Source organism: Reticulibacter mediterranei, assembly GCF_016587455.1.
In genome coordinates, this window is the sequence record NZ_BNJK01000002.1 from 1,322,820 (window position 1) to 1,347,998 (window position 25,179).

Sequence of the window (25,179 nt, forward strand, 5' to 3'; positions counted from 1 at the left end):
AGGACTTGTCAGATCAAGGACTGCTGCAAGACCAGCGCTATATCGTTTCCTTTGCGCTGGAGTGGAAAGAAGCGGCAATTTCTCGAAGTAGGAAGAACCGAGGTAAAACGGTTGTGTTGCAAGAAATGGAAAGGAAACAAGATGAGCAGAAAATGGCCCCACTTGTTCCGTTTAGGCAATCACTGCAAACAGCTGGGTAGCCAAGGCCACCTGGCTTCTCACGTCTCCTTTGGCTACGCCTTGTAGCTGTCCTTTCCTGATCATGTTCATGATCTCGAAGCCTTGCAGGGCTTTCCTCGCTGTCTCAAACGAAAAGAAGCCCATACCCGATTTCGTTAAACGTTTGATGAAGCGATGGTCCTGCTCGATCAGATTGCCCCGGTACTTGACCTGTCGCAGTTCCACCTGTTCCGGCAGCACTCCAGCAGCTTTGAGTTCCGCAATCGCTTTGGGGTAGGCGGCGTTCTTATCGACATTGATAACCCGAGGAACGAACCGGGGAACGAGGGGAACAACTGGCGCAAAAGACCTCGTTTTGTTTTCATCCACTGAACCAGCTTGAGAGGAGGCTTCCACTGAGGATCGTAATGCTTTGCAGAAGAAGCGTTTGGCGGCCTCGGCATCGCGCGTCGAACTCAAGAAGAACTCGATCGTGTTCCCCTCAGAATCGACCGCTCGGTAGAGATACATCCAGGCTTTCTTCACTTTAATGGACGTTTCATCTACTCTCCAGGAGTCATTGCAGGCTTTGAGATGAGGACGGCAGCGTTTCTCGAACTCAGGAGCATAGTGCTGAACCCAGCGGTAGATGGTGGTGTGATCGATGGTGAGTCCTCGCTCCTGCATCATTTCTTCCAAATCCCGGTAACTCAACGCGTATCGGAGATACCAGCGCACACATAATAGAATGATGTCGGATTGGAAATGACGCCATTTGAAAAGACTCGGAGCCTTCATAAACTTACCTCTTCTTGATTCTATGAATACTCCAGAGCTTACAAGATCATACGCTTGTTGGCAACCTATCATTTTTGCAACACAACCCTTTATTTGGGCGATTTGCTAGTGTTGTTCCGGTGGCGTCTGATTTTCTTGTAATACTGGTAACGCCAGTTCCAGTCCTTTACCATTTTGAAGCTGTACTAGGTTGGGCAAGAGCACCTGGATTTCCATTGCTCGTGTTGCTGGATCAGCACCAGGATGCAACAGGTCAACAACTTTCCCTGCGATCTCCAGCGCGTACTCGATGCCTTTTTTTTGTACCTCTAATTGTTTTTCTAGGACTTCCAAGCGTTGTTTCTCGATTTCCAATCGCCGTTGTTCTTGTTCGAGAGAGGCCATTTGCTGTTCATGGACTGCCTGTTGCTCGGCGCGCTGAATCTCTTGTACTTTGGCTTGATTTTCTAGCTCCTTCTGCTTGAGTCGTTTCGGGGCTTGCGCGACACCATCAATTGTTGTTACAAGTGCCTCAGCGACGCTTGTTGCACTCAAGTCCACCTTCCAATCCATATTCATCGGAGAATTGTGGGTGATTCTTGTCACTACAACATTGGCTTCTTCGGCAAATCGGCCATTGCGTGTTTGAGTGTACTCAATCAAGTCAGCAAAGCGACCTTTTGCAATGAGCCAATATTTCGTAGAGAGTTCAGTCAGTGCCAAAATGATTGTGCTCAGATTTTGAGCAGTTAATGGTTCTTCGAGAATACGAAAGCGAAATACTGGTGAGCTATCTGTGGCTTTTGCTTCTATGCCATCTAGATATCTATCTGCGTTCCCAGTTTCTGTACCATCTAAACGTTCTGATACCTCGTTTTCATGCGAAGTGATCCCACTCAGAGCAGCACCTCTGAGGTTAGCTCCACTTAAGTCAGTCTCGATTAGAGTGGCTCTGTTCAGAACAGCTCCACTTAAGTCAGTCTCGATTAGAGTGGCTCTGTTCAGAACAGCTCCACTTAAGTTAGCACCACGTAAGTTAGCTCTGTCTAAGTTGGTTTCAAAGAGGGTGGTTTCGATCAAGCTAGCACCGCGTAAGTTAGCGTCGCTTAGGTCTGCTCCACTTAGATTCGCTCCACGTAGGTTGGTCTCAACTCCTTGTAAAGGAGTTCTACTTTGAGCTACCTCACTTGGGTTAACCCTGCTCAGGATAGCACCACTTAAGTCTACCGAGCTTAAATTAGTCCCAATTAAAATAGCTCCGCTCAGGTCTGCCCCGCTCAGATTGGCTTTACTTAGATTAGCTTTACTCAGATTGGCTTCAATCAGCTTCGTGTGGATCAGGTGAGCTCCACCCAAAATGGCTTCGGCCAAGTTAGCCCCACTGAGAGTGGCCCTACTCAAGGTTGCCTCGATCAGCCAAGCACTGGTGAGGTTGGCCCCAAAGAGATTAGCATCTTGCAGGTTAACCCCATTCAGAGTAGCTCCACTCAAATTGCTCTCGTTCAAAATAGCCCCGCTCAGATTAGCTCCGCTTAGATTGACTTTGCTCAAAGTTGCCCCGCGTAGATTAGCCCCGCTCAAATTAGCTTTACTCAGATTAGCTCTACTTAAATTCGCCTTGCTCAGAGCAGGAAAATTAGTGAGGTCAATTCTCTCTAAGTTCCGACCGCTCAAATTCAGCTTGTCGGAACTCCCTACCTCTCGAAGGAATTGCTCCACATCCTTTCTCGTTAAAGGTCTGTCTTCTCTGTCCGTTTTAGCCTGTATCCCAGTAATCATGGAAATCTCCTCTACCTGTTCTTTCGCACGATCTACATATTCTCGTAAAGCTTTTCATATGCAACTTTCAGATCCTCTTTGGGCTTGCGATTCTCTACCTCCAGCGCTTTAATCCGACGATCTTTGGCGGCCAGCAACACATCTTTTGTTTTGTCCGTGCGAGTCTGGTGCTGCTGGCGTTGTGCCCACTGTCGTTCGAGTCGCGCTTGGCCTTGTCGTGCACGCAACGCTTCAATGCGCTCTCGCACATCCTGATGAGCATAGAGATAACTTTTTGTCACGTTTGCGGCCTTCGCTACCGTGTTGAAATTCACAGTTTGCTGCTCTCGGAGGAGCTGGTCAATCGCCTGGTGGACACGCTGCTGTGCCGCCTCTGATTTGCGTTGTGCATGCGCCAGTAGGCCACTGATATTTGGCTTCGTGGAGGGGTCAGTGTGCATTTCGCTTTGCCCTTTCTTCTTTTGTGTACTCGCGCATAGCTTTGCCTGCTGAATGATGCAGATTGCCTGAACGTATGATCTGGATTACTGGGAGCACTCTGTTGAGTTTTTGCGTGTTGCGTTCCACCCAGATCATGCTCCCTGCTTTTTCTCCCAGTACGATCAGTTCACGTAGTTCTCGTTCCTCGTGCTCAAACTGTGAAAGAAAATCAGGCGTGGTGCAGAAATGGCGGCAAGTGTAACAGGGCGTATCCTGTGTCGGACCATTGGCCTTCTTCGGCTTGAAACAATAGCCATTGGGTAAGCGAACAGCATCCAAGTCGTGTCGGATATGCTCCCATTCGATCTCCTGCTCGTTTCCCAATTGTTCAGCACTGACGACTTTCGGACTGCCTTCGGGATCAATTCGCAGGGCTCCCCTGGCAAATGCCTGTTCCCATTCCTTCTGCCTAGTTGAGTCAAAGAGCTTAGCGTAGACTAAGGTCATCTCAGGAGTCAGGTGAGCTAGCCATTTTTGCACATGCAGCAGGCTCATGCCAGCATTAATGAGTTCGACCGCTTTCGTGTGGCGAAACGCGTGATTCTTGAAATGGAAAATGGTTCCGTCATCATTTTTGATTTCACAGTTGCTTGCCAATTGATTGAGAGCGTATTGGATGGATTTCGCAGACAGAGGACGACCTTCTCGCCTTTTGTGGACGGAAGGAAACAAATATTTCGCTGGATTGCTCCCTTCTGGGATATTCCCCTTGACCAGGTCGCATTGAGCCTGGATCAAGGTGGCAATTTCATCTGAGATGGAGACTTTGTGATTGAACACATTTGTTTTGAGAACATCGCCACAGAGCCACCATCCACTGGAGGTTTTCTCTAAACACGTATGGTAACGAAGGTTCAAGACATCTCCAATGCGCCATCCTGATGCCCGCAAAATGATCGCAACGGGAAGATACTTTGCTGGTAGTTTGTACATATGCTGTTCAAGTTGATGCAGCACGGTTTCAGGAATGTACTTTACCTCCGATGATCGGTATTGAGGTGCATTCCCAACGTCGCTCGGCCAGATGAGCTTACCCACAGGAATGAGAGAGGCTTCAGCACTTGAGGTGCGCTCCAAGTAGTCAAGAAAATACTGGAGATGGTTGACCGCCCTCCAAATATGAAAATCACTGTTGGGTTTGCTGCGCTTATCCATGCCAGTTCTCAGAGAGAAGAGATATGCCTCAACGTCTCCTCGACTCAGTTGTTGAACCCCACTTGCAGAGGGATATCGTTGTAGATAGAAACCGAGGAACAAACGCACAAAGCGGAGTCTGGCGGTACACTCACCTAATGAGTAATTTTGCGCAATCAGGAGCTGTATGTAGCGTTTCAGTACAGGGCGAAACGCTGCTGGAGCCAAAGTAAAGTTAATGAGGTAATGGGTTTTGTGTGCTGCATAGTGAGCACCTGGGATGTTCCTCACGCCCCAAATATCTTTTGTCAACTCAGCCTCTAGGGGATCTAGGTCAGATGACAAAGAGGCTATACGGATGTACGATGTCATTTGACCTGTTCCTTTCTCTCTTGCTTGTCAAGTCGAAGTTGCGGTTGTGCTCGTTCCCATTCCTCGCGCATTTCTTCCTCACTCGGATGTACATAGAGCTGGTATGTGTATTGGAACTGTGCATGCCCCGCTCGTTCTCGTAGCACTTCAGGCCGCATGCCATTTTTCGCTAAGCTTGTTAAGGAACTATGGCGCAAGAGATGCGCGTGAGCGTCAAGCCCAGTCTTGTGTTTGAGCCTCTGAAAGAGATCATTGACATCAGCATATTCCAAGGGCTGTCCTGAACGAGGGCCGCGTACCTTGACATGATTGGATGCTGTATTCTCCATTGGTTCCATTGTTCAACGCTGCTCAGAAGTCGCTCTACCTGTTGTCGATCTGCCATTGTTCCATCCTCCACGTTTTTGTTTTTCTTTCATATAAACGCCTCTTCCCTCCCCATTTAAGGCATTATTCTTCATTATTCAATATAAAGAGGAGGTGTTCTATGGTAACTGCATCTGAGAGCAAAGAACGGCTTAATTATATCCATCCCCTGGCCCTTTGTGTGGTCAACTTCGGGGGTGATATCTTCCTGGTCAACGTCAAACTGGCGGAAAAGGAAAACATGCCCAACGGGGACGGTTCCCCTGATCCGGCCATCAAGTTGCTTGATGAATGGTCGCAAAGAGCAGAAACCCGTTCTGACGATATGGGAGGGTTAGAGAGAAACATGGTTGCTTCGCCCCTACGGTGATAGGATCTTCCTCTGGCTTCTACTCAACAAGGAGAGCAAGCTCTCAATGGTCTCTGGTACGCTGCATTTCCTCCAAAACGGAGATGGAAAAGGCTCTCCTATTCCTCTTTGGAAGGCTTCTCAGGTTGCAAATCGTGCAACAAGCGTGTCAAGGCTCTCTGGTAGTCGTCGTGTTGCTTCCACATGGAAAAATCGGTGATATGGCGACTGCGTTGAATGTGGGCGGCCCAACTGGTCGAACTAGTGAGAACGGCATCATCCAGGCGAACAGGGAACAGAACGGGCGGCTTGCCCTCGCGCTCTTTGTCCAAAGCAGCTTCTACCTCAAAACGAACCCAGTTACTCTGGACCGAGTGTTCCGAGAGTACCAACAGTAACTTATCATACAGGCGAATGGACTGATCGATCTGGTCCCTGATGACATCACCTGTTTTCATGTCTTCAGGGGCGAACCAACATCGTACCCCTTTGTTTTGCAGGTCAGCATAGAGGCGTTCCGCAAAGGCTTGATCCTGGCTGGAATAACTGATAAAGCAGGTGTAGTACTCGATAGCTCGTCCTACCAGGGATCGTGCATACTCAATCAAACTATCAGATATTCCTGCTCCTTTGAGGAAAGGGACAGGAATATCTCCTTTTGATCTCATGAGAGTATCCATGCCGATAGTCGATGGCCTAATATGCCTGATGCTCTCAAGCCCTCTAGCTTCACGAAGATCCAGGTCTCCAAAGATTGTCATTCCAACATATGCGCCTGCAAAATGGGCATCTTTGAGGTCAGCACTGAAGAGGTTGGCAAAGCTGAGAGTAGCAAAGCTGAGAGTAGCAAAGCTGAGATCAGCTTTGATGAGAGTGGCATGGCTGAGATCAGCATTGATGAGAGTGGCATGGCTGAGATCAGCATTGATGAAAGTGGCATGGACGAGGGTGGCAAAGCTGAGGGTAGCACGGCTGAGGTCAGCACTGAAGAGATTGGCAAAGCTGAGGGTAGCACGGCTAAGGTCAGCACCTTCAAGATGAGCGCCTTCGAGGTCGGCATTGATGAGGGTGACATCTTTGAGACCAGCGCCTTCGAGGTCGGCATTGATGAGGGAGGCGCCTTTGAGGTAAGAACCATTAAGCTTGGTAAAGCTGAGATCAACACGGCTGAGGTCAGCACCTTCGAGATCAGCACGGCTGAGGTCAGGTCGTACCTCTGGATACTTCTTTCTCCATTCGTTCCAAACTACTACCCCTTGCCGAAGAATCTTCACATGTTCTTCATTTGCCATGTCGTCTCCCTCCCCTTTTTTTCTGAGTATACAGCAATGGAGATGGATCATCAATCGTAGCATAAAAACTCGTGCATTCGATCATCACACCACAGATATAGTGCCACATGGTGTGCTGCTTACATACGATTGCAGTTCGGTTGCCCTTGCGTTATCTGTAACAGTCAAGGAGGTGCATGTATGAAGCAGCTACACCTTCTCTTGTTTCAAGTAGCGCAACAAGCGCTGCAACCCACGTTGATAGGCGTCGTGGTCCTTCCAATGTGTGAGCCGCCAATGTGCCGCATGCTGTCCTTGTTCGCTCCTCCTTGCCGTAAGATATCCAAGCTTCACACTCTCTGAGAAGATCCTCCTGATCTCGTGTTTCTTGTTGTTCGTCTTCCGGTTCCGATAGATGTTGGTCTTGGCCCACCCATGTTCATACAGTGGCCTGCCTGTGACGCGAGGCTGGGTGGCACGTGGCGAACACCGACGCAGGCCGTCGCTCCAGAACAAACAGCAGGAAGTGCAGAGCGAGCGCAAAACGATCATCGCGAAGCAAGAGGAATGCTGAGCTGAGCACATGCTCTCGACCCGTCACTAGCCCTCGTGCGCGACTTTTCGCCTGCTGCAAGCACGTGGCGAGAAGTGATCTGTCTTGATGAGGAGACCTGTTGAGATGGTGTTTTGAGGAGGAACATGCGTATCATCTGACTCGTCCCGAAATCGCTCATTACATGGTTCACATGACGAAAGAGCTGGTCGAGCTGCTTGGCCTTTCCCTCGCTGAGAAGAGAGGCGAAAGCGAAGACTGAGCCGAGAGCGAGGAGCGCCTGACACGCGCTCCTCGCCACGTCTAGTGTGATGGCCTCCAATGAAGCACATGACCGTTCTGCGATGCTCAACCCGCTTCCCTCTCTTTCAGTCGCTCAGTCGCGAAAAACGTACTGGCTAGCCCTGTGAGTTCATTGCCTCATAGTGGAGAATACCGAGTGCGGTATGTGCGACAAAAAACAGGCCATTTGAGAATACCAATGGTATCAAGGGAATTTGAGTTGATGCTAAGATTGCCTCCGTCATCTACTACAACCTCCATTTCACCCGAGAATAGTGTTGCAACAAACACGAATGAGTTGCAACGACAGGTTAACATGGAAGAGCTACATGGACAATGACCGAATATTATGTAACGCTGCTATTTCTTGTTCATCGAGGGCACAACGAAGCACTTCAAAGCGGAACATGGAAGAGGCGATGAGGAAGCGGCGCAAGATCCTGATTGCGCCGCTCTCAGGACTGCGCATCAAAAATGGAAAGCTTCGGTCAAGAGAGTATTCCCGTTCTTGTTTTCAGTGTTCCCGCTCCAAAGCCTCCTTTCTCCAGCCTTTGCGGTCCAGCAGGGCAATGATGAGAGACACCAGGGCAATGAGATACCACAGAATGCGAGCAAGGAAGGGATTCAAGGCAGCAACACCGACTGAAAGCAGAAATAAAGTCGGAGCAAGAGAGACGCGAAAGAGGCTGAAGCGAAATGAGCGTCGATCAAGTTCATCGGAGAGCAAACGCCCGCCAGCACTGGCGTAGAGCCACATCCCTGCTGAGAGCGATCCGGTGATGGCAAGCGTCAGCGCATAGAAGATACTGGCCGTCAGATTATCATAGTCACCAATCACCGCTGAGGGGAAAGGGATAAAGGCAATACACATCAAGAGTAAGAGATTAAGCAGCAGCAAGATCGTATCGTAGCGTGCGATGTACTGGAACAGGCGATGATGTCCGAGCCAGTACAAGCCGATGGCGAGAAAACTCATGCTAAAGCTATAGTATTTCGGGCCGATGGCGAGCAACGCGTTGAAGAGGTCGGTATCAGTGACATTGAGGGGGAGCGATGGGAGCCGAATATCGAGAGCCAGGAGCGTAATAGCAATAGCGAAGATGGCATCACTGAAGAAAATCAGCCGTTCTAGGGCCGAATTCTTCTCCGGCTTTGTTTCGGGCAATGATCTGGAAGCCTCGTTACTGATATGCTTAGGGGTGTTCACGTCAGGTCTCTCCTCATGAGTAATAAGCATCTCCTTTCCAGATGCACACTAGTAAGCAGAGCTATTGTAGCATGGACAGCTCTTGCCGCATAGATACGATGACTGGAGCAGACAAATGATCTTCGACGAGAAGAGGATAAGTGCGGTGCCATACATATAGGCCTCTTTCGCAGCGAAGAAACGAGAGAGTTTCGTCATTTCTCTTTTCAGGTGTGTAGACAGTGGAAGTGGTGTGAAACCCTGGCAATCCCTGATGGGGGAGAGGGGGAAAGCGAGTCAAGTTCATCGATGATAATTTCGTTTCAACGGCTCGGGAGGCAGTTTTCCTTCTCAAGGAGGTGGCTTTTTTGCTCACTTCGACTGCCCGCCCAAATCTGCGCATCATGTGGCGCATAGTGTTTTGTAGTATTCGATCTACTGGTCTGTTCCCCGTATACAGAAGCCTGACACCTTGGTCCCAGGATTTGTTCGGAGGAAGGCGATTGTACTGCCAAGCGAAGGCGTACTTGCTTCCGTTCTGGACACCTGTATAAGCTTGTATATACCTCCCCTTCAGCGTCGCCAGGGAGCACTGCGCCGTCGCACGCGTAGCGGCATGAGCAGTTCCTGTTGTTGTCGGTACGATCAGCGCCGTCGCACACAAGGCCAGTGTACACAAGGCTAGAGTACACTTGTCCTTATCAGTTTTGTCATACTCTTCATAGAAGTAAATCCTCCATTTGTTAAATAGATTGTTTTTGCTCATTCACCCCTTGACTGGTTGTAAGCAATCTATCAGTGTTTAGCATAAGAAAAGAGAAAAAACGGTAAATTGTACATCTGCTTCATTTGTAAATTTGATAATAAAATAGACTCTCCCTCGTTTTTTCGCTGTACGGGAAAGCTCGACTATTGAGGCGATAATACAATGGTTGGGCATCAGCCCTGTCCGCTGTGGCATACCACACTGGCGATCACCGACGCGATGCTCGTTCAATGAAAGCCATCAGTACATAACAAACTGTGACACTGTGCTACAGCGAAGGTCTCAATACGGTCTGGGAGGTGCAGCGTCACCTCATCGGCAATTGCAGCGATACCTATGAGCGGGCGAGGGCATTCTTTGCGGAACTGGGTCGCGTCGAGAGGCCGGTGCATGTTGTGGTGAGTTGGAATGACTTCGCCAATTTGACGGCAGAAAGGCTCTGCGTGATGGCGCTACGGGTGATGGGATGCGAGGTAGAATAATGATTCATCGATTGCAAGACAAATACGGCGAACACTTTGTCATCTCCAGCGGTGAAGTCTGGGTGCCTGGTTGCTATGATTCAGCGCGAGCAGCAAAGTATGCTTTTCGCTTTCCAGACAATGCATTGCAGCGTCTCCAGGATGCAGTGCATGACAGAGAGTCGGACCATGAGAAGCGCGTGATCGCCCTTGAGATGCTGCAAGCACTGCGTAAACAGAGAAAAGCCTCGTCTTATTAGGGGACCGAGGCTCGAACCTCTGTCAGACTTCGCTGTGCGTCGCTTGCGCCGCCGTCTCGATGAGTTGTACCACATCCTCCGGGTGGGAGACCATCGCCACGTGATTCGTCGGGACTTCGACGGTAGTTGCTCCCATACGCTGAGCGAACAGCCGCTCGGCATCGGGTGGGATCGCCTGATCGCCATCGGCAACCAGATACCAGGACGGCAGCGCTTTCCAGGCCGGAACCCCCATCACATCCTGAAGAGCGGTTGCCGACAAAGGTTGCTGCACGGCGTACATGACCTTTGCCTTCACCGGATCAACGTCAGCAGCGAAGTGGTTCACGAAGTCATCCTCTGGTAGCCAGGCAAAGCCCTGCTGGTCGATGATGAGATGCGCCAACGCCGGAGTCACGGGTCCCTGCGAGAGCAACGCCCCAATCGATTCACCCTCGTCAAGTCCGAAGGCTGCAATGTAGACCAGGCCGACGACCCCCGGTGCATCTGTGCCAAGTGCGGTGATGATCTGGCCACCATAGGAGTGACCTGCTACGAGAAGCGGACCGTTTTGCCGAGCCAGCACTTGGCGCAGACGGGCGACGTTTTCAGCAAGCGAGGTCAGGGGAAATTGGGGAGCTATGACCTGGTAGCCATCGGCTTGGAGGCGCTCGATAACGGCGCTCCAACTGGAGCCGTCAGCCCAGGCACCATGTACCAACACAATAGTAGGGAGAGGAGGCACTGCTTCATTTCCTTCCTGTGCTCAGATAGGTATGTTCGGCTTTGGTGTGGAGCCTCTCATGCTTTCTCACGTTTCTTCTTCCTGCCAGTCTTTTCACGGTGCAGGAGCGAGAGCACTTGAGCACATTTTGTCGGGATTACTACTCATTGTTTCAAGAGATCCAGCAAAAGCATACCGTATTTTGAGCAGAAACACAACCTTTGGAGCATACGTTGACTCTAACGATCACTAGAAATGCATACATTCCCATGAATGCACTGTTTCTCCTCATATTTCTCCTGAAGATCGCTGCTTGCCCTTGTCTACCCCGCCCATATCGCCTTGGCTGGCGTCGAGACCACGACGATCCCCGCGATATCCCCTTTGTCGTCAGTGAGACAACCCTGCAAACATTGCCCTCGCAGGTCTCTTACGCGACGCGCCCACCTGCTGCAAGCACGTGACGAGATACTCTCGATCTTGATGATGAGAAAGATGGGGATGGCGTTTTGATGAGGAACATGTCTATCATCTCACTCGGCCCGAAATCGCTCGTGACGTGGTTTCTGTGACGAAAGAACTGGCCGACCTGCTTGGGATTTCCCTCGTTGAAGAGAGAGGCGAAAGCGAAGATTGAGCCGAGAGCGGGGGAAACGCCTGATACGCGCTCCCTCGCTTGATCTGCATGCCTTCCTCCTTCTGTCTGAGCTATGGAGCCAGAAGAGGATTCAGAGGAGCAGGTCGCGCTGCTCGTGCGCTCGTTCTCCACGCTCAGAAGAGGGAGAACGAGCAACGTCGCATCCAAGGGGGATTTCTTCGTCTTCGCGTTATGACAAAGGTTCTTGCTCCTGGGTGCTCTGCTGCCCTCTTTGGGCAAACTGTTGAAGCTGGGCTTGGGCATCTGCGTTGGGATGCAGGGCAGCCAGCAGAAGGAGGTAATTCTCTTGGACTTGTTGGCTGTGAGGATGGTCTGTGCCTAAAGACTCCTAGCAAATCATGACTGCCCGACGATAGAGCGGTTCCGCCTCCCTGTAGCGCCCCTGATCCTTATAGAGTTCTGCTGGCATTCTGAACGTTGGATATCCTTCAAAAGGGCAACGGAAACGCTCTCCTATTCGTCTTTGGAGGTCTTACCAGATTGCAGATCACGCAACAACTGTTTGAATGCCCTTTGGTAAGTGTCGTGATCTTTCCACTGACTAAAGTTGCCGATATGCCGCTGTCTTTTGAGATCACTAGCCCACGGTGGCATCGGGTCCAACTGCAAGATGCTTTCGTCCAGACGGATCGGGAACAACACGGTCATTTTGCGCTTGCTCTCTTTCTCAAGAGCTGCCATGACTTCACGTTCCACCCATTCGCTTGTGACCGAATGCTCGGAAAGGACAACCATCAATTTGTCATACATCCGAATACTCTCATCGATCCTGTGCCAGAATTTGTCACCAATCCGCAAGTCTTCTGGTGCGAACCAGCATCGCACGCCTTTGTCCTGCAAGTCGGCATGCAACCGTTCGGCAAACGCCTCGTCTTTGGAGGAATAGCTGATAAAGCAGGTGTAGTACTCAATGGCTCGTCCTACCAGGGATCGGGCATATTCAATCAATCCATCCGAGACTCCTGCACCTTTGAGGAACGAGGCAGGGATATCTCCTTCCGACCTCATGAGCGTATCCATTCCGATAGTCGATGGGCCTTCGTGTCTGATGCTCTCAAGACCTTTGGCTACACGGAGATCAATCCTTCCAATGACAGTCTGCCCGATGGTCGCATGGAAAAAGTCGGCACCTGTGAGGATGGCACCTGTGAGATTGGCATTACTGAGGTTAGCATTGCTGAGGTCAGCACTCTTGAGGTTAGCAGTGCTAAGGTCAGCATCACCAAGGTAAATACCACCACTGAGATTGGCTCTGTAGAGGTTAGCACCACTGAGATTGGCTCTGTAGAGGATGGTAGAGAAGAGGTAGGCGGCACTGATATTGTCACGTTCAAGGTTGGCCGTCATGAATTTGATATGGTGGATGTCGGAATCGCTGGGCTGGTAATCATTGAATTTGGTATCGCTGAGGTCAGTCCTGCTGAGGTTGACACCTCTAAGATCGGCTCCGCTAAGGTCGGTATCGCTGAGATCTGGTTCTACCTCTGGATGCCTCTTTCTCCATCTATTCCAAACGCTAACTCCTTGCCAAATAATCTTCAGATGTTTTTCATTTGCCATATCATCTCCCTCTCCCGTTTTCTTCTGAGTATACAGCAATGGAGATAGATCATCAATCGTAGCATGAATACTCACTTGTTCGATCATCACAGTACGAATACAGTAACACGTGGTGTGCAACCTCTATGGGATTGCTGTCTGGTTGCTCTCTGTCTGTCGGTGTTGGGCAAGGAAAGCGAGGTGCAAGCATGAAAGTGAAAGCAGTTGCAACGAATACCCTCAACTCTATACATCCGCTGGCCCCTCACGTGGTCAACTTCGGGGTCGACACCTTTCTGGTCAACTTCAAAATGGCGAACGAGAAAGGCAAGCCCAACGGGGACGGCATATGTCGGACCTGCTGCGTCTGTCGGCTGGGGAGCAACGGTCGGTCCTGCTTGGGGAAGCTTTCTTTGAGAGAAGCGTGTCAGCTGCGAGGGTCGTGGCCCTGCCCTCTCTGCTCCTGGTCACTTCTCCGCTGTTTTCAGCGATTACGCTCTCTGCCAGTTCAGGGAGATAGGCTATAGAAGCTTTTTGCCGTTCCTTCCATTCATAATCAAACTTTTCAGCCAGACATAGAGGCGAGAAGGGTGGAACAAGCAGCGGTGAAACCAGGGCGAGCAAGCCCAACTCCTGAGCAATGAGAAGATGCAGAGCCGAAATGCAGGGAGCTTCGATTGTCTCTGAAACGCTGTTCACCACGTTGGTTCCCTTTTGTCATGCACCGTCAACCATGTCCTCCTTTGCATCCTTCCCACAATCAACATGTAGTAGTTCTCCACATGTGGTCCTTCAACCGTAAAAAGAGCAGAGAATACATAGAGAGAATTGCAGATATATTGAGATGGTGTTTTGAGAAGGAACATGCATATCATCTCACTCGCCCCGAAGTTGCTCAGTACGTGGTTTCTGTGACGAAAGAGTTGGCTGAGCTACTTGGCATTTCCCTCGCTGAGTGGAGAGGAGAGAGCGAAGGCTGAACTGAGAGCGAGGAGCGTATGAGACGCGCTCCTCGCCACGTCTGGTGTGATGGCTTCCAATGAGGCGCAGTACCCCAAGTTGACAGATTTTTGCAACAATGCCCTTTTTGTTGCTTTTTTTATAATGTAGTTAGATGTAGTATGTATCTAACTATATAGATTCAGAGAGGGCGAGGATGGAAGCAATCACCAAACTGAGAACACTGACTGAAACCACTGTAGAAGGAAAATATCTGATCCAGCCAAGAAATGACCGACAGATTCCCTTTCATAAATAGATAGCTGGAATAACGAGCGAGCCAGCCGATGCAAGTCACATTTGAAAGCAGGAAGAGTATGAAGAGTAAATATTCGCAGGAACAAAGAAAAATAGAAAGATCTGCGGAACAGCATTCTGATGTGCAAGGTACAGACAATTCTGAAAACCGCGCAAAGTTGCCTGATGAAGCGTGGGAAGAGATGTATAAAGCTCTTTATGAATATTATTTCGGTCGAATAGATTTCCTCAGTTTGCCGGATAGGTATGAGGAAATATTAGGAATAAAAAAAACGCTGCTTCTGAAGTGAGGAATGCAGTAGTAGAAGGTATTGTTGGTGTTAGCACATCGTTATTCGATAATAGGGCTGGAATATTTGTAGATATTTGGACACGGCGGGGCAACACTGGCTATTTTGGACAAATTACCTAGATGTGGGCGCTGAGTGGGAAAGACGGCAATAGCGAGGCGCTCAAAGAAGTCCTCAATAGCGGCAAAATCAAAGTGAAGGCGTTATGAGCGCGGCATAGGCCGTCTCTTCATTCAGTTCGTAGATTGGTGTGTCCACGAATCGGCGCTTTTGGAACCCGGCACCGAAAGAGGCAACGGTTGAAGAGGAGATTATGTCGCAATGGGCGTTTTCGCGATCGAGCGATTGGAATCTGCGCTCATCGGCAGGAGGATGAGCGAGGCCGTTTCCAGGTGCTGATCTTTGGCAATGTGTCCAGTCGGTGCCGGTGAAAAGCATATGCATCCCTTTGAACTATTCATCCCTCTTTTTGGCTCTTTCTTTTCTCTGCTGTATACAGACAGGGGTGTCCAGATAAATTACCTGGTCATTGCCATCATGCAACGGAAGCTTTCGGATACTTGGCTTTCAACTGCTTTATAACTTCTGAGATTGGACCTTCTACAGATTGAGAGAGTGCAAATATCAGAGCAATGGTTTTCTTTGATTCTGCTTTTTCCTGTAAACACTGGCCCCAACTTTCCCTAGCTTTCTCAGGATCAACCTCTTTGATAATTGCTCCGAAGGTAGTGGGAGACAAACCATGAAGATACTTGAGGAGTCTTGCAACTCCTTTACAGTTATATGGGGCAAGCCCAGATAACTCATCAGCGATTTTAGAAATACTACTCTCGACAATTTGAATGGCAAGCGAGTTGTCGATGGTTGCTATTGCATGCAAAGCCAATGTCGTAAGTTCCGGCCAGAATAGTCTAAGTGGGAGGTTGTTGCCAGTCCGCAGTTTTTCAACAACAATTTGAGGCGTTACATAAGCCAGAACGACACTCATTTCCCCTAATTCACCAGCATGATGCATCACCCATGAGCGAGCTGGATTGCAATCTGGAAGGATAGATAACGAAAGAATGAGTTGTAACAGTTCGTGTGGAGTCTGTTGCCAAAGACCTTGGGCTGACTCGTCAAGTTGGGCAAAATCAATCAACTCGGCTATTTTCACTGCATGTTTAGGGGAAGCTTGCTTAATAAAACTGAGCAGATCCGCCCAAGTACTCCAATCGCGTTGTGGAGCATGTGAGAGCGCTTTCGCAATGATCTGCGGTTGTAAGGCATCCACAAATTTTTTCGCAACTCGTTGTTGGGAAACTGATGGGGCACGGCGACGAAATATTCCATAACCAAGTATGTACCAAATGCCATCTCGCGCTTCGCTATAAGCCTCGGTGACGTTGACATGGAATGCATCCACCAGCGTAGGGATAGCTCTTCTGTATACCCCTAAAAACTTTTCAGGGTGATAACCACAAATGTTTTTGAGCAGTTCAGAAAACGCATAGATATCTGTGGTTGTCATGGTATCAACAAGAGATTCGATGAAACTAAAGTCTGCTATTTGTTCAAATTGCTTGTACCATTTTTTAGAGGCGGCCCAACTCAATCGACCGACAAGGTGAGACCACCCTACAACTTCTGTCCATTTCACTTGGGAAAGCTTCATTGCTATGAGATGAGGATCAATCTGCTCACACATTGCCTCCGTCATCTGCTTGGCATCGTCCCGCCCTTGACCGAGGCTGTTCAATAATGTACCTATGCTAAAGCTTGCACGATCCCCTGCTTGTTCGATCCATTGCACCAAAAGTGGCGCTTTCTCAACGATAGCTTCCCTATGAGGAGGATACCAATCTATGAGCGCATCGAGAGCAAAAGCCGCATCTCTTCGTTCTTCGTCACTGGTTGCCCTCCAACACCGTTCAAAGATCTGTTGCCAATTGGAAGAGGTAACGACTGCGTTATACCGCTGCTGATATGCAAATATATCATAAAAGCGTAATTCGTTCAGAAGCCAACTGATGCCACGTAACGGTGTAGACTGCCATGTGAGAATTTCGCTAAGCGTAGTTGTCAAGTTGTTCCATTCAGCATCGCCTGACTGATTGCATATAATACGCAAAACATACATGGAAAAGCGCAGATGAGAACAGCGATAATAATGTTTTCCAAAGATGACCCGCAGCTCATGTAAAGCCCGAAGAGACTCTTCAAGCCAAAATTGATTTCTTCCCAACGACTGTACAGCTTGTTTGAGCCAAGTTCCTGAGACACCCTCATCAAGCGTAACTATTTGCCCAGCCGCAATGATAGCCAGAAGCAGATCAGCACGACCTACTTCTCGTAACGCAGCCAAGCTATTATTTGCGTATCGTTCTCCACCAGTGAGTACAAAATTGAACTGCCAGGGCGTTTTGCTCTTTTCAGCCTCTTCAACGAGTCGTTCTAAAGGTATATCCAAAAAACCTTCACCAACATGCCGCTGATTCAGTGTTTGAACAATCGGAAGAAACTCTTTTTTCCGACGCCGTGCATCTTGTGCAAGGACGGCTACAGCGCGTTCATTTGCAATAGTAATAGCATCAAGGGGATGAACCACATCATCTGTAGATACAACGAGCACTGCAAGGTTGTCTGTTGAGCGTTCTAACGAATGTCTAACAAAGCCTGGATCGAGCGATTGCGCGTTGTCAAGTAGTAAAATTGCTCGTTGTGGAAGGTAGCTTATCCCGTCGATCAGTTCATTTGTTGCATGGTGAGGCTCGGCTAATCGAAATACTTGCCAGCCTTGCTTATGCAGTACATATGCTGCTTGATATGCGGTGATTGTTTTGCCACTCCCACTATCACCTTTAATGATAGCACTAGAAGTAACTCTCAGATGCTCCAACACCGTTGCGACTTCGGGTAGTTGTGGGCAAGCTTCAACATCTGACGGCCCAAGATGGCGACTTAGTAAGGCATTCCCTACACCACGTTGAGTTTCATATGTAACATATTCCCAACCCCAGCGCTCAGCATATTCTCGATTTTTCTTAGTGTGGGTAGAAGGCTGGGGGACGCGATGTTGTTGAGGGTGGGTAGATAATAGCGCAGGTTCTTTTGTTGGAGAGACTGATATGCTTTCTCTTCTTTCTCCACTCGCCTCAACTACAGAATGGTGTTCACATCCTTCATCTCTGTGTTGCTGTGCAAGCAGCGTTTTGACAACTTTCGTTATGCCGTTGACGACATCCCAATAGGCATCATCCCGCCGTCGCCATGTGGTGATCGGCTTTGCGCCTGTCGGCAGTGCCTGGAGGCTCCCTAAGATCGTTTCCTCCCAATGCACAGGCCGCAGAATAATCGGCAGTATGTGGACACCTTCTGTCTGATGCCGTGTGATGGCTCGTTGCATTTCGACGCTATAGCAATACTCTGAGGCCATAAAGCCAGGGCTGACGAGCAGGAGAACCATGTCCGCATCATTTAGGTGGGTATCGATGTCCTGCTTCCAATCTGCGCCAGGCTGAATTTCCCGATCACACCAGTCGATGATCCTGCCTAATCGCTTCAGCGGACTGAGGTGCTTTTCCAGTTCATTACGGAACGCTTGATCCTCGTGGGCATAGCAATAAAAGATTTTTAGTGCCATTGTCACTATTTCCTACAGACTATATTCCACCCTAATTAAGAAGAGTTTATGTAGGAGATAGTATACGTCTATCCATTAGTAAGAGCAAGAATGTGTTGTTTTATAGAACACTTTGCTAGGCAGAACAGCAAACCAAGTCCGACCAGGGCCGTCACGATCACAAAAAAACAGCAGGAAGGGCAGAGAAGAGAGAAAAAATTACAAATATGTTGAGATGGTGTTGTGAGAAGGAACATGCGTCTCATCTGACTCGTCCCGAAATCGCTCGCTACGTGGTTTCTGTGACGAAGGAGTTGGCCGAGCTACTTGGCATCTCCCTCGTTGAAGGGAGAGGCGAGAGCGAAGACTGAGCCGAGAGCGAGGAGAGCGTGTCAGGCGCTCCCTCGTTTGGTCTGCTTTGCTTCCTTCTGTCTGAGCAGTAGTACCATCTTCAGAATGTTCAAACCAATCTAGACCAGAAGTTCAATCACCCGACCACAAAAATCCTCACGATTACTCCAGTGACGGGGAGTGTCGTTGGTTCGGTTCAGCGGTATCAATCGCTCAGTCGCAAAGCCCTTGATTGCTACTCCTCTTGCTACGCTCCGGGCAGGAAGGTTGGCTTCCTTGCAGGTAAAACTTCTGCTTTCATAAAGCATTCTCCTATCAATAGGAGAAAGATGTTCCATACCTAATAGCCTGACATTTTTGTTGGTGACATTGATATTAACACTTGACATTGTCATTTTTATCGCGTATATTACTTGTGATAAGAGCAAAGTCCGTAAAGGAAATAGAGGGGTATATACATGCCAGACGGAGATATTGTACATCCAACTCTTAGTGCCCGATACAATAGCGTCTATAAACAATTATGTGATGGAGCATTTGATGAAGGAGCTTTGGCTCATGAGGCTCTTTTATGTCTGAAAAAGGACCTTCAGGCGTTCGGTGATGCGCCTATCCATCTCATTTTTCAGGAGGCTGACCTCTTCACTGCAATTGCGATAAGAATGCAAAATGGGCAAGAAATCAACTGGGCACAGGAACGAAGAAACATTCTAGAATTGAAACGCTTTGTCGATGGACCGAAAAGAGCGCTTGGATTAGTTGTCAAGACGTGCGAACAGCAGATTCTCTTGCTCCAAAAAGAGCAACAATATGTAGGGATGGTGAGCGATTTCTCTCTTGAAATCATGAAAGGCTATCTGACGAATGTCTATGATGCGCAGTTTGCCAAAAAAGCGGCACAAACCAGAGGATTGTATCGTCCAGTCGATCTGCATACCTTGCAGCAGACATTAGGGGAGATGCGCCCTCACGTGCTTAGAGGCATTCATTTCTTTGCAGAGCAAGTGCTTCACAAGGGGACAATGCAGCAATTGCGCCGACCTCGCAGAGCGCCCATCAAGAAAATAGATTTGGAACAAGATTTAAATCGTGATCTATCTGACCTGTTACGTTAAGAAAGAGTATCAATATGCGACAGCCAGACTATACCTATCACTTCGATGACCTTGAAGATGCCTACAGCCCGGTACGTTGTATCGCCAGCGCCTCAAAAGGAGTCGCTGATACCTGCTTTGTTCGCGTTGATGATAGTCAGGTAGCGGCACGCTTACAACGTTGCCTTCCTGGACACTTGGCTGATTGCGTAGATCTGGCGGTCGCAGTTGCGGTTGCAGATCGCTTATCTCTTCGGAGAAACGATAGTTCTTGTCATATCCAAATCATTTTACCTCTACGATATCCGGAGCGCTTCAAGGCTTTCGGCGTGATACAACAATTAGAAAGCGTTCTCTATTGGTATACCCATGATCATTGGTCATTCGAGTTTCTGCCTCGTGAACGGATCGGGCGGCTAGCGGAGCGACAGCTTTTTCTTTTTTCCTCCGATATTGAGTTACCAAGAGAAACGGCATTATGGAGCGGAGGTCTTGATTCGCTTGCTGGCCTCTACAGTCGAATCTCATGCTCTCGCGCAAAGCATTTCCTCCTGGTTGGGACTGGTATGAACACACAAATGTTTCATACACAGCGACAGGCAGCACATGAAATAGCTTCTCTCTTTCCAGGCGATACCACGCTGGTCCAAATCCCTTATGGCATTCGAGAGACGAAAGAACTCCAGAAGCACTCTTTGCAACGGTCACGAGGATTTGTATTTCTGCTGATCGGTGCCGTCTGCGCAGTGCTTCAAGGTTTCTCATCTCTTGCTCTCTATGAAAATGGAATCGGAGCGATGAATCTTCCTTATTGCGATGCAGAAGTTGGACTCGATCATTCACTTTCTGTGCATCCTCTTTCGCTTCTACGCATGGAGGAATTCATTTCTCAACTCCTGGGAACGACTTTTACCCTCCACAATCCATTTCTTTTCCAGACAAAAGCTGAGATGTGCCAGGCGCTTTTGACTTCTCAGAACTGGGAACAACTGGTTCTCGCAACATTTACCTGTGATCGCCCACACCGTGATCATCCTCAGCAGTGTGGCTATTGCTCATCCTGCTTACTGAGGCGACAAGCACTGGCGGCATTGAAAGTGGAAGACCCAACACAGTATGTTATCACTACGCTTCTATCGTCCGAGCGAACTATTCGCCCATCGGATGGTGATTATTTACGGGCCATGCATGCACAGATCGAGACATTCCGTACTTGTTTGCAAGCCTCAGATCCCTGGGAAGCTCTCTCAACGAATTTTACGTCACTTGCTGCTATCGTTGACGAGTTGCATGCAGCAAAGGGAATGGTACAAAACTTGGTGATTGAGCAACTAACTGGGTTGTATACACGTTATGTGCAAGAGTGGGAGTATGCCTCCCCTGGTGAAGGCATTGAAATGTCGGAAGGGAATAGACCTAGACGAGGCGTAGCACTGAAAGGAGATTGATTATGGATCAGAGCATGCTGGAAACCCTTGATATGTACAAACTTGGGGATGAATTACAAAAAGCGCGGAAAAGAAAAGGACTGACGCAAGAAGATGCGGCTAAGATTATCAATGCTGCTCGTACGACCATCACAGCTATTGAAAAAGGGGAGCGACGCATTAAAGCATCTGAACTGGATGCACTAGCTCATGCTTATGGATGCCAGGTGAGTGACTTTGTGCGTGATCGTCCACAATTAGAGCCATTCGTCGTCCAATTTCGAGCCTCGGTTGGTCGTACTGAAGAGGATGAGGAAATAATCACACCTTATATAGATCAGTTGGAACACTATTGCCGCTATTATTTGGAGCTAGAACAGTTAACACAATCACCACTCAGGCGAAAATATCCACCTATCTCCTCGCTCCATGGCCTGAAAGCCGAACAAGCAGCGGAAATCGTTGCACTTGAAGAGCGAAATCGGCTTGGGTTAGGAGATGGACCATTACCTGTTCTTCGTGATATTCTAGAACAAGACGTTGGTTTGCGCATTTTCTATTTGGAGATGCCAACAAATTTTTCGGCCATGTACCTCTACACGGAACAATTAGGAGGATGTATTGCGATCAATAAGGCCCATCCAGAGGAACGAAGGCGATGGTCGCTGGCACACGATTATGGTCATTTTCTCGCTCACCGCTATCGGCCAACAGTATCTTACGATGATAAATACCGTCGAGTTCCAGAAAGCGAACGCTTTGCAGATGCATTTGCAGCATACTTTTTAATGCCTACCAGCAGCGTCACCCGCCAGTACGGAGAAATACAACGAAAAGGGAATCCCACCTTAGCCGATCTTGGGAATTTGGCCCATTACTATGGAGTTTCTTTCCAAGCACTTGTTCTTCGTCTTGAAGAGATGAAGTTTCTTCCTTCAGGAACATGGAGGAAATTGCAAGATCGTGGACTCAAAACACGTGAATTACAACGCCGCTTGGGACATGGAGACTTTCCAGCGCGAGAGGAACAATTTCCTCTCCGGTACACGTTGTTGGCTTTTGAGGCCCTTCGGCAAGGATTGATTATTGAGGGGTATTTTGCTCGCCTGCTTCAAGTAAGCCGATTAGAGGCAGCCAAAATTGAAGCGGAGTTGCGGGAACTCACGCAACATGTGGAAGAGCAACCACCAAGCGATCAATTCACGCAATCGTGAGAGAATGAGGAGTACGGACGTGGAAAGTAGGAGCATACCTTCTTTTACTGGTATTGTGTTAAATCCTTGTTGTCTTATTCATATGTATGCGTCAGGACAAATGGAAGAAATTCTTCTATCTTGGAAAACTCCAGTCTTCATTACGGCATTTACATATGAGTACGAGAATCTTCAGAGAGAACCTATGGACTTGGAACCACTTGTGCAGCAAGGCGCTATTCACGTTGCAACACTCTCGTCAAGTGAGCTGATGGATGCAACGAATGCGTATTCTCCAGTTCTCGGTGTGGACAGTGAAGCCTATGCCCTAGCACTTGCTCATCACCGCAACTGGGCGATTGGAGTCGATATGCCTGTGACATGTAGCTTCTTTCGTCGCTTGGTTCCCGATATTCCTCTTCTTTCTACGTTCGACCTCTTATATCACTGGGCAGAGTCGAGATCTTTGTCCAGTGATGTCGTACAAGAAGTACTACAACTTATGCATCAACGTGTCGGGTATAAAAGTTTCTCCATTCCTCATTTTTAAGGGATAAAGAGAAGGGAAGAGCGGACAACACTATGACTTAAAGAAAAGATAATTATTCCATGTTTTTATGAAGATATTGAATATTATATTGGTTTTCTATACTAATGATTCATTTATCTCATGAAAAAACAGAGAAAACCACATTTTTGTGATATATAAAATATTTAACTGATATAACTAGAGGTCATCTAATTAATATATGATATAGAGGTGATATTCTCATGAACATTTATAATATGTAACACATCATAAAATGATGATACTATGTATTAAAAAATTTTGTGTTTTCTGTTTTACATTTCAAAATCCAACATAAGGGTATGTTGAGGGGAGGTCCTATACTGCGTATGTCCGATACTCAAGTGTTGTAATTCATGAGGCGTCAGAAACATACAAGGTAAAGATACCGCTGAAAAGAGATATGAAGTATTGGGCGCTTCTTTAAAGGGTGTGCTGTTGAACGCTCTTTTGTTGATTGTCTGTTAGTAACTATCGTTTTGACAAACAAAGTCTGTTGTGGGACAAGCCCAGGCTGCGAACCCCAGAACAGTTTGAACGCTGGAGCCATCAGGTGGCAATTGCCCACAATTTGCTGATGCTTTCTCGTCACTTGGTTGCTCCCCAGCTTCGTTCGTGGGAAAACCGGCACCGCCCTTTTCCCCAACGGGTGCGTCGAGGGATGAGCAAATTGCTGCCACCGTTGGGAACCCCTGCTTGTCCCCCACAACGACGCGGAAAATCGCCTGGGCGACAAAAAGGGCCATGATCCGTCAGGTCGAGCGCTTTCGCGTCATTCATCAGAAGCCGAAAGTGCCTCCTCTGGTCCCAGGGTAGACGACTGACTGGCTTTTTCATGCGTTTTTGCTCTTTCCACGGAACGGCTTGCCGTCTTCTGGTAGAAGGCTGTTAGTTTAAACAAGAATGAGTAAAGAAATATCCTTAAATAAGGAGCCTATTAAAGTGACCTGCAAGCAGAATTATCAACAGCGTGAACTGTTTCTCAACAGTATGGCGACAATGCTTTTTCGTATTGGAGGGCTGCTCTTGTTCGTCCATAGTGTAGCTGGAATAACAGTTATCATTTGCATTTCTAACCATCTTACCCCAGCACCTTCCTGGCCGTGGTTATGGATCGAATTGAAAGTCCTCGTCTATCTCTTGGGGCCTATTCTTTGTTTTCAGTCATTGATGGTCATTTGTACCCATCATCTTCGTTTTCAGCATTTAAAGTATTCTTTGCTCATTCTTACCGGTAGCGTTGGGGCATTTTTGTGTGCGCTCAATCTTTCTGCCTGGTATGCAAGTGCTGCGTTTCCTTTTCTCTGTCTGACCTACATAGCTCAGTGGATGTTTCAAGCACGACTCCCAGCACTACCACAAAAAAGGCGGCGGAATCAATCGGAGGGAGTTAACGCGAAAGGCAATCGACAAGGGAAGCTTTCATCCTCTCTGCGTCAAAGACGAAAGCTTCAAGCACCGGAAGCTGTGGTATCGTTGCATCAGACAGCACAAGACCAGAATCTTCCTCCACAATGCATTATTTGGTATGAGAGTCAAACCGATGGAAAATTCGCTCGCCAACTCCTCAAACATCTTCAGCCTGCGGTCAGGCAGGAAGCGATCCGGCTGTGGGATATTGGAGACATTCAACCAGGAGATCTCTGGGAAGCCAGAAGAACACAAGCCATCCAGTCTGCTGCCGTTGCAGTTCTGCTCATTAGCGCAGATTTTCTCAATAATGAGAGAATTGCTTGTCAGGAACTTCCGCAATTGCTTTACCGCGCTCAAACACAAAGAACGTTGATTTTGCGTCTTCAGGTCAGTCCTTGTGATCTGACAAGAACAGGATTAGAGCGATTTCATCCGATCAATACTCAGGACAAATCACTTGCCAAATTAGGACGTGCGGCCCGTGAAGAAATATTGAGCCAGACAGCTCATATCATTCGCCAGCGTCTTGGTCATTGTCTCTAATTTCAATGTATCAAAAATGGCACTTCTTGAAGATGTAACTAAACCTGAAATCGTACTTTGGATTTTCCTCGTTCTCATGGAGCCGCGAAACGAAAACATGCAAACTCAATTCAATTGTACCAGCAAATGATAGGTGGTCGCTGCACGCGAGAAAAAGGATTGTGAGCAGCGACCAGTACTCTTCCCGATACGCCTGGATGACACTGTGATGCAGACCACCAAAGCTTGGGTTGCCGATGTGCGTCGTCGCTGGCACATTGGCGATTTTACGCAATGGAAACACCACGATGCTTACCAACAGGCATTCGAGCGGCTTTTACGTGATCTCAAAGCCGAACAAACGCCAA

The 25,179-nt window shown here is 48.3% G+C and carries 25 protein-coding genes; 11 read left to right on the top strand and 14 right to left on the bottom strand.

The window, feature by feature from the left end:
* Positions 1 to 171: 171 nt before the first annotated feature.
* From K3T83_RS44265 to K3T83_RS44285, 5 genes are all read right to left on the bottom strand, one after another.
* Complete coding sequence (locus K3T83_RS44265) at positions 172 to 957, bottom strand: IS6 family transposase (RefSeq protein WP_220209535.1); 786 nt, start codon at positions 955 to 957, stop codon at positions 172 to 174.
* Between the two features lie 105 nt (positions 958 to 1,062).
* Complete coding sequence (locus tag K3T83_RS44270; RefSeq protein ID WP_220209536.1) at positions 1,063 to 2,715, bottom strand: pentapeptide repeat-containing protein; 1,653 nt, start codon at positions 2,713 to 2,715, stop codon at positions 1,063 to 1,065.
* A 32-nt stretch (positions 2,716 to 2,747) separates the two neighbouring features.
* A complete protein-coding gene (locus K3T83_RS44275) occupies positions 2,748 to 3,155 on the bottom strand; it encodes a DUF6262 family protein (protein WP_220209537.1) in 408 nt (135 codons plus the stop codon).
* Positions 3,145 to 4,620 (bottom strand): tyrosine-type recombinase/integrase, encoded by a 1,476-nt coding sequence (locus K3T83_RS44280; protein ID WP_220209538.1) that lies wholly within the window; start codon positions 4,618 to 4,620, stop codon positions 3,145 to 3,147. The genes K3T83_RS44275 and K3T83_RS44280 overlap by 11 nt, the downstream gene beginning before the upstream one ends.
* 77 nt (positions 4,621 to 4,697) lie before the next feature.
* A complete protein-coding gene (locus K3T83_RS44285; protein ID WP_220209539.1) occupies positions 4,698 to 5,039 on the bottom strand; it encodes a tyrosine-type recombinase/integrase in 342 nt (113 codons plus the stop codon).
* 149 nt (positions 5,040 to 5,188) lie between these two features.
* Between K3T83_RS44285 and K3T83_RS44290 the strand changes: the two genes are divergently transcribed.
* Positions 5,189 to 5,437, top strand: coding sequence for a hypothetical protein (locus K3T83_RS44290; RefSeq protein ID WP_220209540.1), 249 nt, complete (start codon positions 5,189 to 5,191; stop codon positions 5,435 to 5,437).
* 98 nt (positions 5,438 to 5,535) lie between these two features.
* Here the strand turns inward: K3T83_RS44290 and K3T83_RS44295 are convergent, their stop codons facing one another.
* Positions 5,536 to 6,708 (bottom strand): toll/interleukin-1 receptor domain-containing protein, encoded by a 1,173-nt coding sequence (locus K3T83_RS44295; RefSeq protein ID WP_220209541.1) that lies wholly within the window; start codon positions 6,706 to 6,708, stop codon positions 5,536 to 5,538.
* 189 nt (positions 6,709 to 6,897) lie between these two features.
* On the bottom strand, positions 6,898 to 7,041 hold the full coding sequence (locus K3T83_RS44300; protein ID WP_220209542.1) for a hypothetical protein: 144 nt from the start codon (positions 7,039 to 7,041) through the stop codon (positions 6,898 to 6,900).
* Positions 7,042 to 7,068: 27 nt separating this feature from the next.
* Between K3T83_RS44300 and K3T83_RS44305 the strand changes: the two genes are divergently transcribed.
* Both K3T83_RS44305 and K3T83_RS44310 read left to right on the top strand, forming a co-directional pair.
* On the top strand, positions 7,069 to 7,266 hold the full coding sequence (locus K3T83_RS44305) for a hypothetical protein (protein ID WP_220209543.1): 198 nt from the start codon (positions 7,069 to 7,071) through the stop codon (positions 7,264 to 7,266).
* Positions 7,267 to 7,361: 95 nt separating this feature from the next.
* Positions 7,362 to 7,502 carry a hypothetical protein gene (locus tag K3T83_RS44310; protein WP_220209544.1) on the top strand — a complete coding sequence of 47 codons (141 nt, stop codon included), beginning with the start codon at positions 7,362 to 7,364 and terminating at the stop codon, positions 7,500 to 7,502.
* Positions 7,503 to 8,036: 534 nt separating this feature from the next.
* On the opposite strand, the gene K3T83_RS44315 is transcribed toward K3T83_RS44310, so the two are convergent.
* Positions 8,037 to 8,729: a TMEM175 family protein gene (locus tag K3T83_RS44315; protein WP_220209545.1), complete on the bottom strand. Its 693-nt coding sequence runs from the start codon at positions 8,727 to 8,729 to the stop codon at positions 8,037 to 8,039.
* Between the two features lie 1,002 nt (positions 8,730 to 9,731).
* Here K3T83_RS44315 and K3T83_RS44320 point away from each other — a divergent pair.
* Positions 9,732 to 9,956 (top strand): hypothetical protein, encoded by a 225-nt coding sequence (locus K3T83_RS44320; RefSeq protein ID WP_220209546.1) that lies wholly within the window; start codon positions 9,732 to 9,734, stop codon positions 9,954 to 9,956.
* On the top strand, positions 9,956 to 10,195 hold the full coding sequence (locus tag K3T83_RS44325; protein ID WP_220209547.1) for a hypothetical protein: 240 nt from the start codon (positions 9,956 to 9,958) through the stop codon (positions 10,193 to 10,195). Before K3T83_RS44320 ends, K3T83_RS44325 begins: the two co-directional genes overlap by 1 nt.
* Before the next feature lie 22 nt (positions 10,196 to 10,217).
* Here K3T83_RS44325 and K3T83_RS44330 read toward each other — a convergent pair whose 3' ends face one another.
* The 3 genes from K3T83_RS44330 to K3T83_RS44340 all read right to left on the bottom strand — a co-directional run bounded on the left by K3T83_RS44330 (position 10,218) and on the right by K3T83_RS44340 (position 13,116).
* The gene (locus K3T83_RS44330) at positions 10,218 to 10,919 is read right to left on the bottom strand and encodes an alpha/beta fold hydrolase (protein ID WP_220209548.1); all 702 of its coding nucleotides are present in this window, start codon (positions 10,917 to 10,919) and stop codon (positions 10,218 to 10,220) included.
* A 409-nt stretch (positions 10,920 to 11,328) separates the two neighbouring features.
* Positions 11,329 to 11,703 carry a hypothetical protein gene (locus K3T83_RS44335; protein ID WP_220209549.1) on the bottom strand — a complete coding sequence of 125 codons (375 nt, stop codon included), beginning with the start codon at positions 11,701 to 11,703 and terminating at the stop codon, positions 11,329 to 11,331.
* A gap of 306 nt (positions 11,704 to 12,009) precedes the next feature.
* The gene (locus tag K3T83_RS44340) at positions 12,010 to 13,116 is read right to left on the bottom strand and encodes a toll/interleukin-1 receptor domain-containing protein (RefSeq protein ID WP_220209550.1); all 1,107 of its coding nucleotides are present in this window, start codon (positions 13,114 to 13,116) and stop codon (positions 12,010 to 12,012) included.
* A 1,295-nt stretch (positions 13,117 to 14,411) separates the two neighbouring features.
* Here K3T83_RS44340 and K3T83_RS44345 point away from each other — a divergent pair.
* Positions 14,412 to 14,642, top strand: a complete 231-nt coding sequence (locus K3T83_RS44345; RefSeq protein ID WP_220209551.1) for a hypothetical protein — start codon at positions 14,412 to 14,414, stop codon at positions 14,640 to 14,642.
* Between the two features lie 189 nt (positions 14,643 to 14,831).
* Here K3T83_RS44345 and K3T83_RS44350 read toward each other — a convergent pair whose 3' ends face one another.
* Both K3T83_RS44350 and K3T83_RS44355 read right to left on the bottom strand, forming a co-directional pair.
* Positions 14,832 to 15,080: a hypothetical protein gene (locus K3T83_RS44350; RefSeq protein WP_220209552.1), complete on the bottom strand. Its 249-nt coding sequence runs from the start codon at positions 15,078 to 15,080 to the stop codon at positions 14,832 to 14,834.
* A 97-nt stretch (positions 15,081 to 15,177) separates the two neighbouring features.
* Positions 15,178 to 18,264 (bottom strand): toll/interleukin-1 receptor domain-containing protein, encoded by a 3,087-nt coding sequence (locus K3T83_RS44355; protein ID WP_220209553.1) that lies wholly within the window; start codon positions 18,262 to 18,264, stop codon positions 15,178 to 15,180.
* A 788-nt stretch (positions 18,265 to 19,052) separates the two neighbouring features.
* Between K3T83_RS44355 and K3T83_RS44360 the strand changes: the two genes are divergently transcribed.
* The 4 genes from K3T83_RS44360 to K3T83_RS44375 are packed head-to-tail and all read left to right on the top strand — an operon-like array spanning position 19,053 to position 22,858.
* Positions 19,053 to 19,709 carry a hypothetical protein gene (locus K3T83_RS44360; protein ID WP_220209554.1) on the top strand — a complete coding sequence of 219 codons (657 nt, stop codon included), beginning with the start codon at positions 19,053 to 19,055 and terminating at the stop codon, positions 19,707 to 19,709.
* A 14-nt stretch (positions 19,710 to 19,723) separates the two neighbouring features.
* Complete coding sequence (locus tag K3T83_RS44365) at positions 19,724 to 21,136, top strand: 7-cyano-7-deazaguanine synthase (RefSeq protein WP_220209555.1); 1,413 nt, start codon at positions 19,724 to 19,726, stop codon at positions 21,134 to 21,136.
* Positions 21,137 to 21,138: 2 nt separating this feature from the next.
* Positions 21,139 to 22,329, top strand: coding sequence for a helix-turn-helix domain-containing protein (locus K3T83_RS44370; protein ID WP_220209556.1), 1,191 nt, complete (start codon positions 21,139 to 21,141; stop codon positions 22,327 to 22,329).
* Between the two features lie 19 nt (positions 22,330 to 22,348).
* Complete coding sequence (locus K3T83_RS44375; RefSeq protein WP_220209557.1) at positions 22,349 to 22,858, top strand: hypothetical protein; 510 nt, start codon at positions 22,349 to 22,351, stop codon at positions 22,856 to 22,858.
* A 606-nt stretch (positions 22,859 to 23,464) separates the two neighbouring features.
* On the opposite strand, the gene K3T83_RS44380 is transcribed toward K3T83_RS44375, so the two are convergent.
* Entirely contained in the window at positions 23,465 to 23,713 is a 249-nt protein-coding gene (locus K3T83_RS44380; protein ID WP_220209558.1) for a hypothetical protein, read from the bottom strand.
* 105 nt (positions 23,714 to 23,818) lie between these two features.
* On the opposite strand from K3T83_RS44380, the gene K3T83_RS44385 reads away from it, so the two are divergent.
* The gene (locus K3T83_RS44385) at positions 23,819 to 24,832 is read left to right on the top strand and encodes a toll/interleukin-1 receptor domain-containing protein (protein ID WP_220209559.1); all 1,014 of its coding nucleotides are present in this window, start codon (positions 23,819 to 23,821) and stop codon (positions 24,830 to 24,832) included.
* Positions 24,833 to 25,179 lie beyond the last annotated feature (347 nt).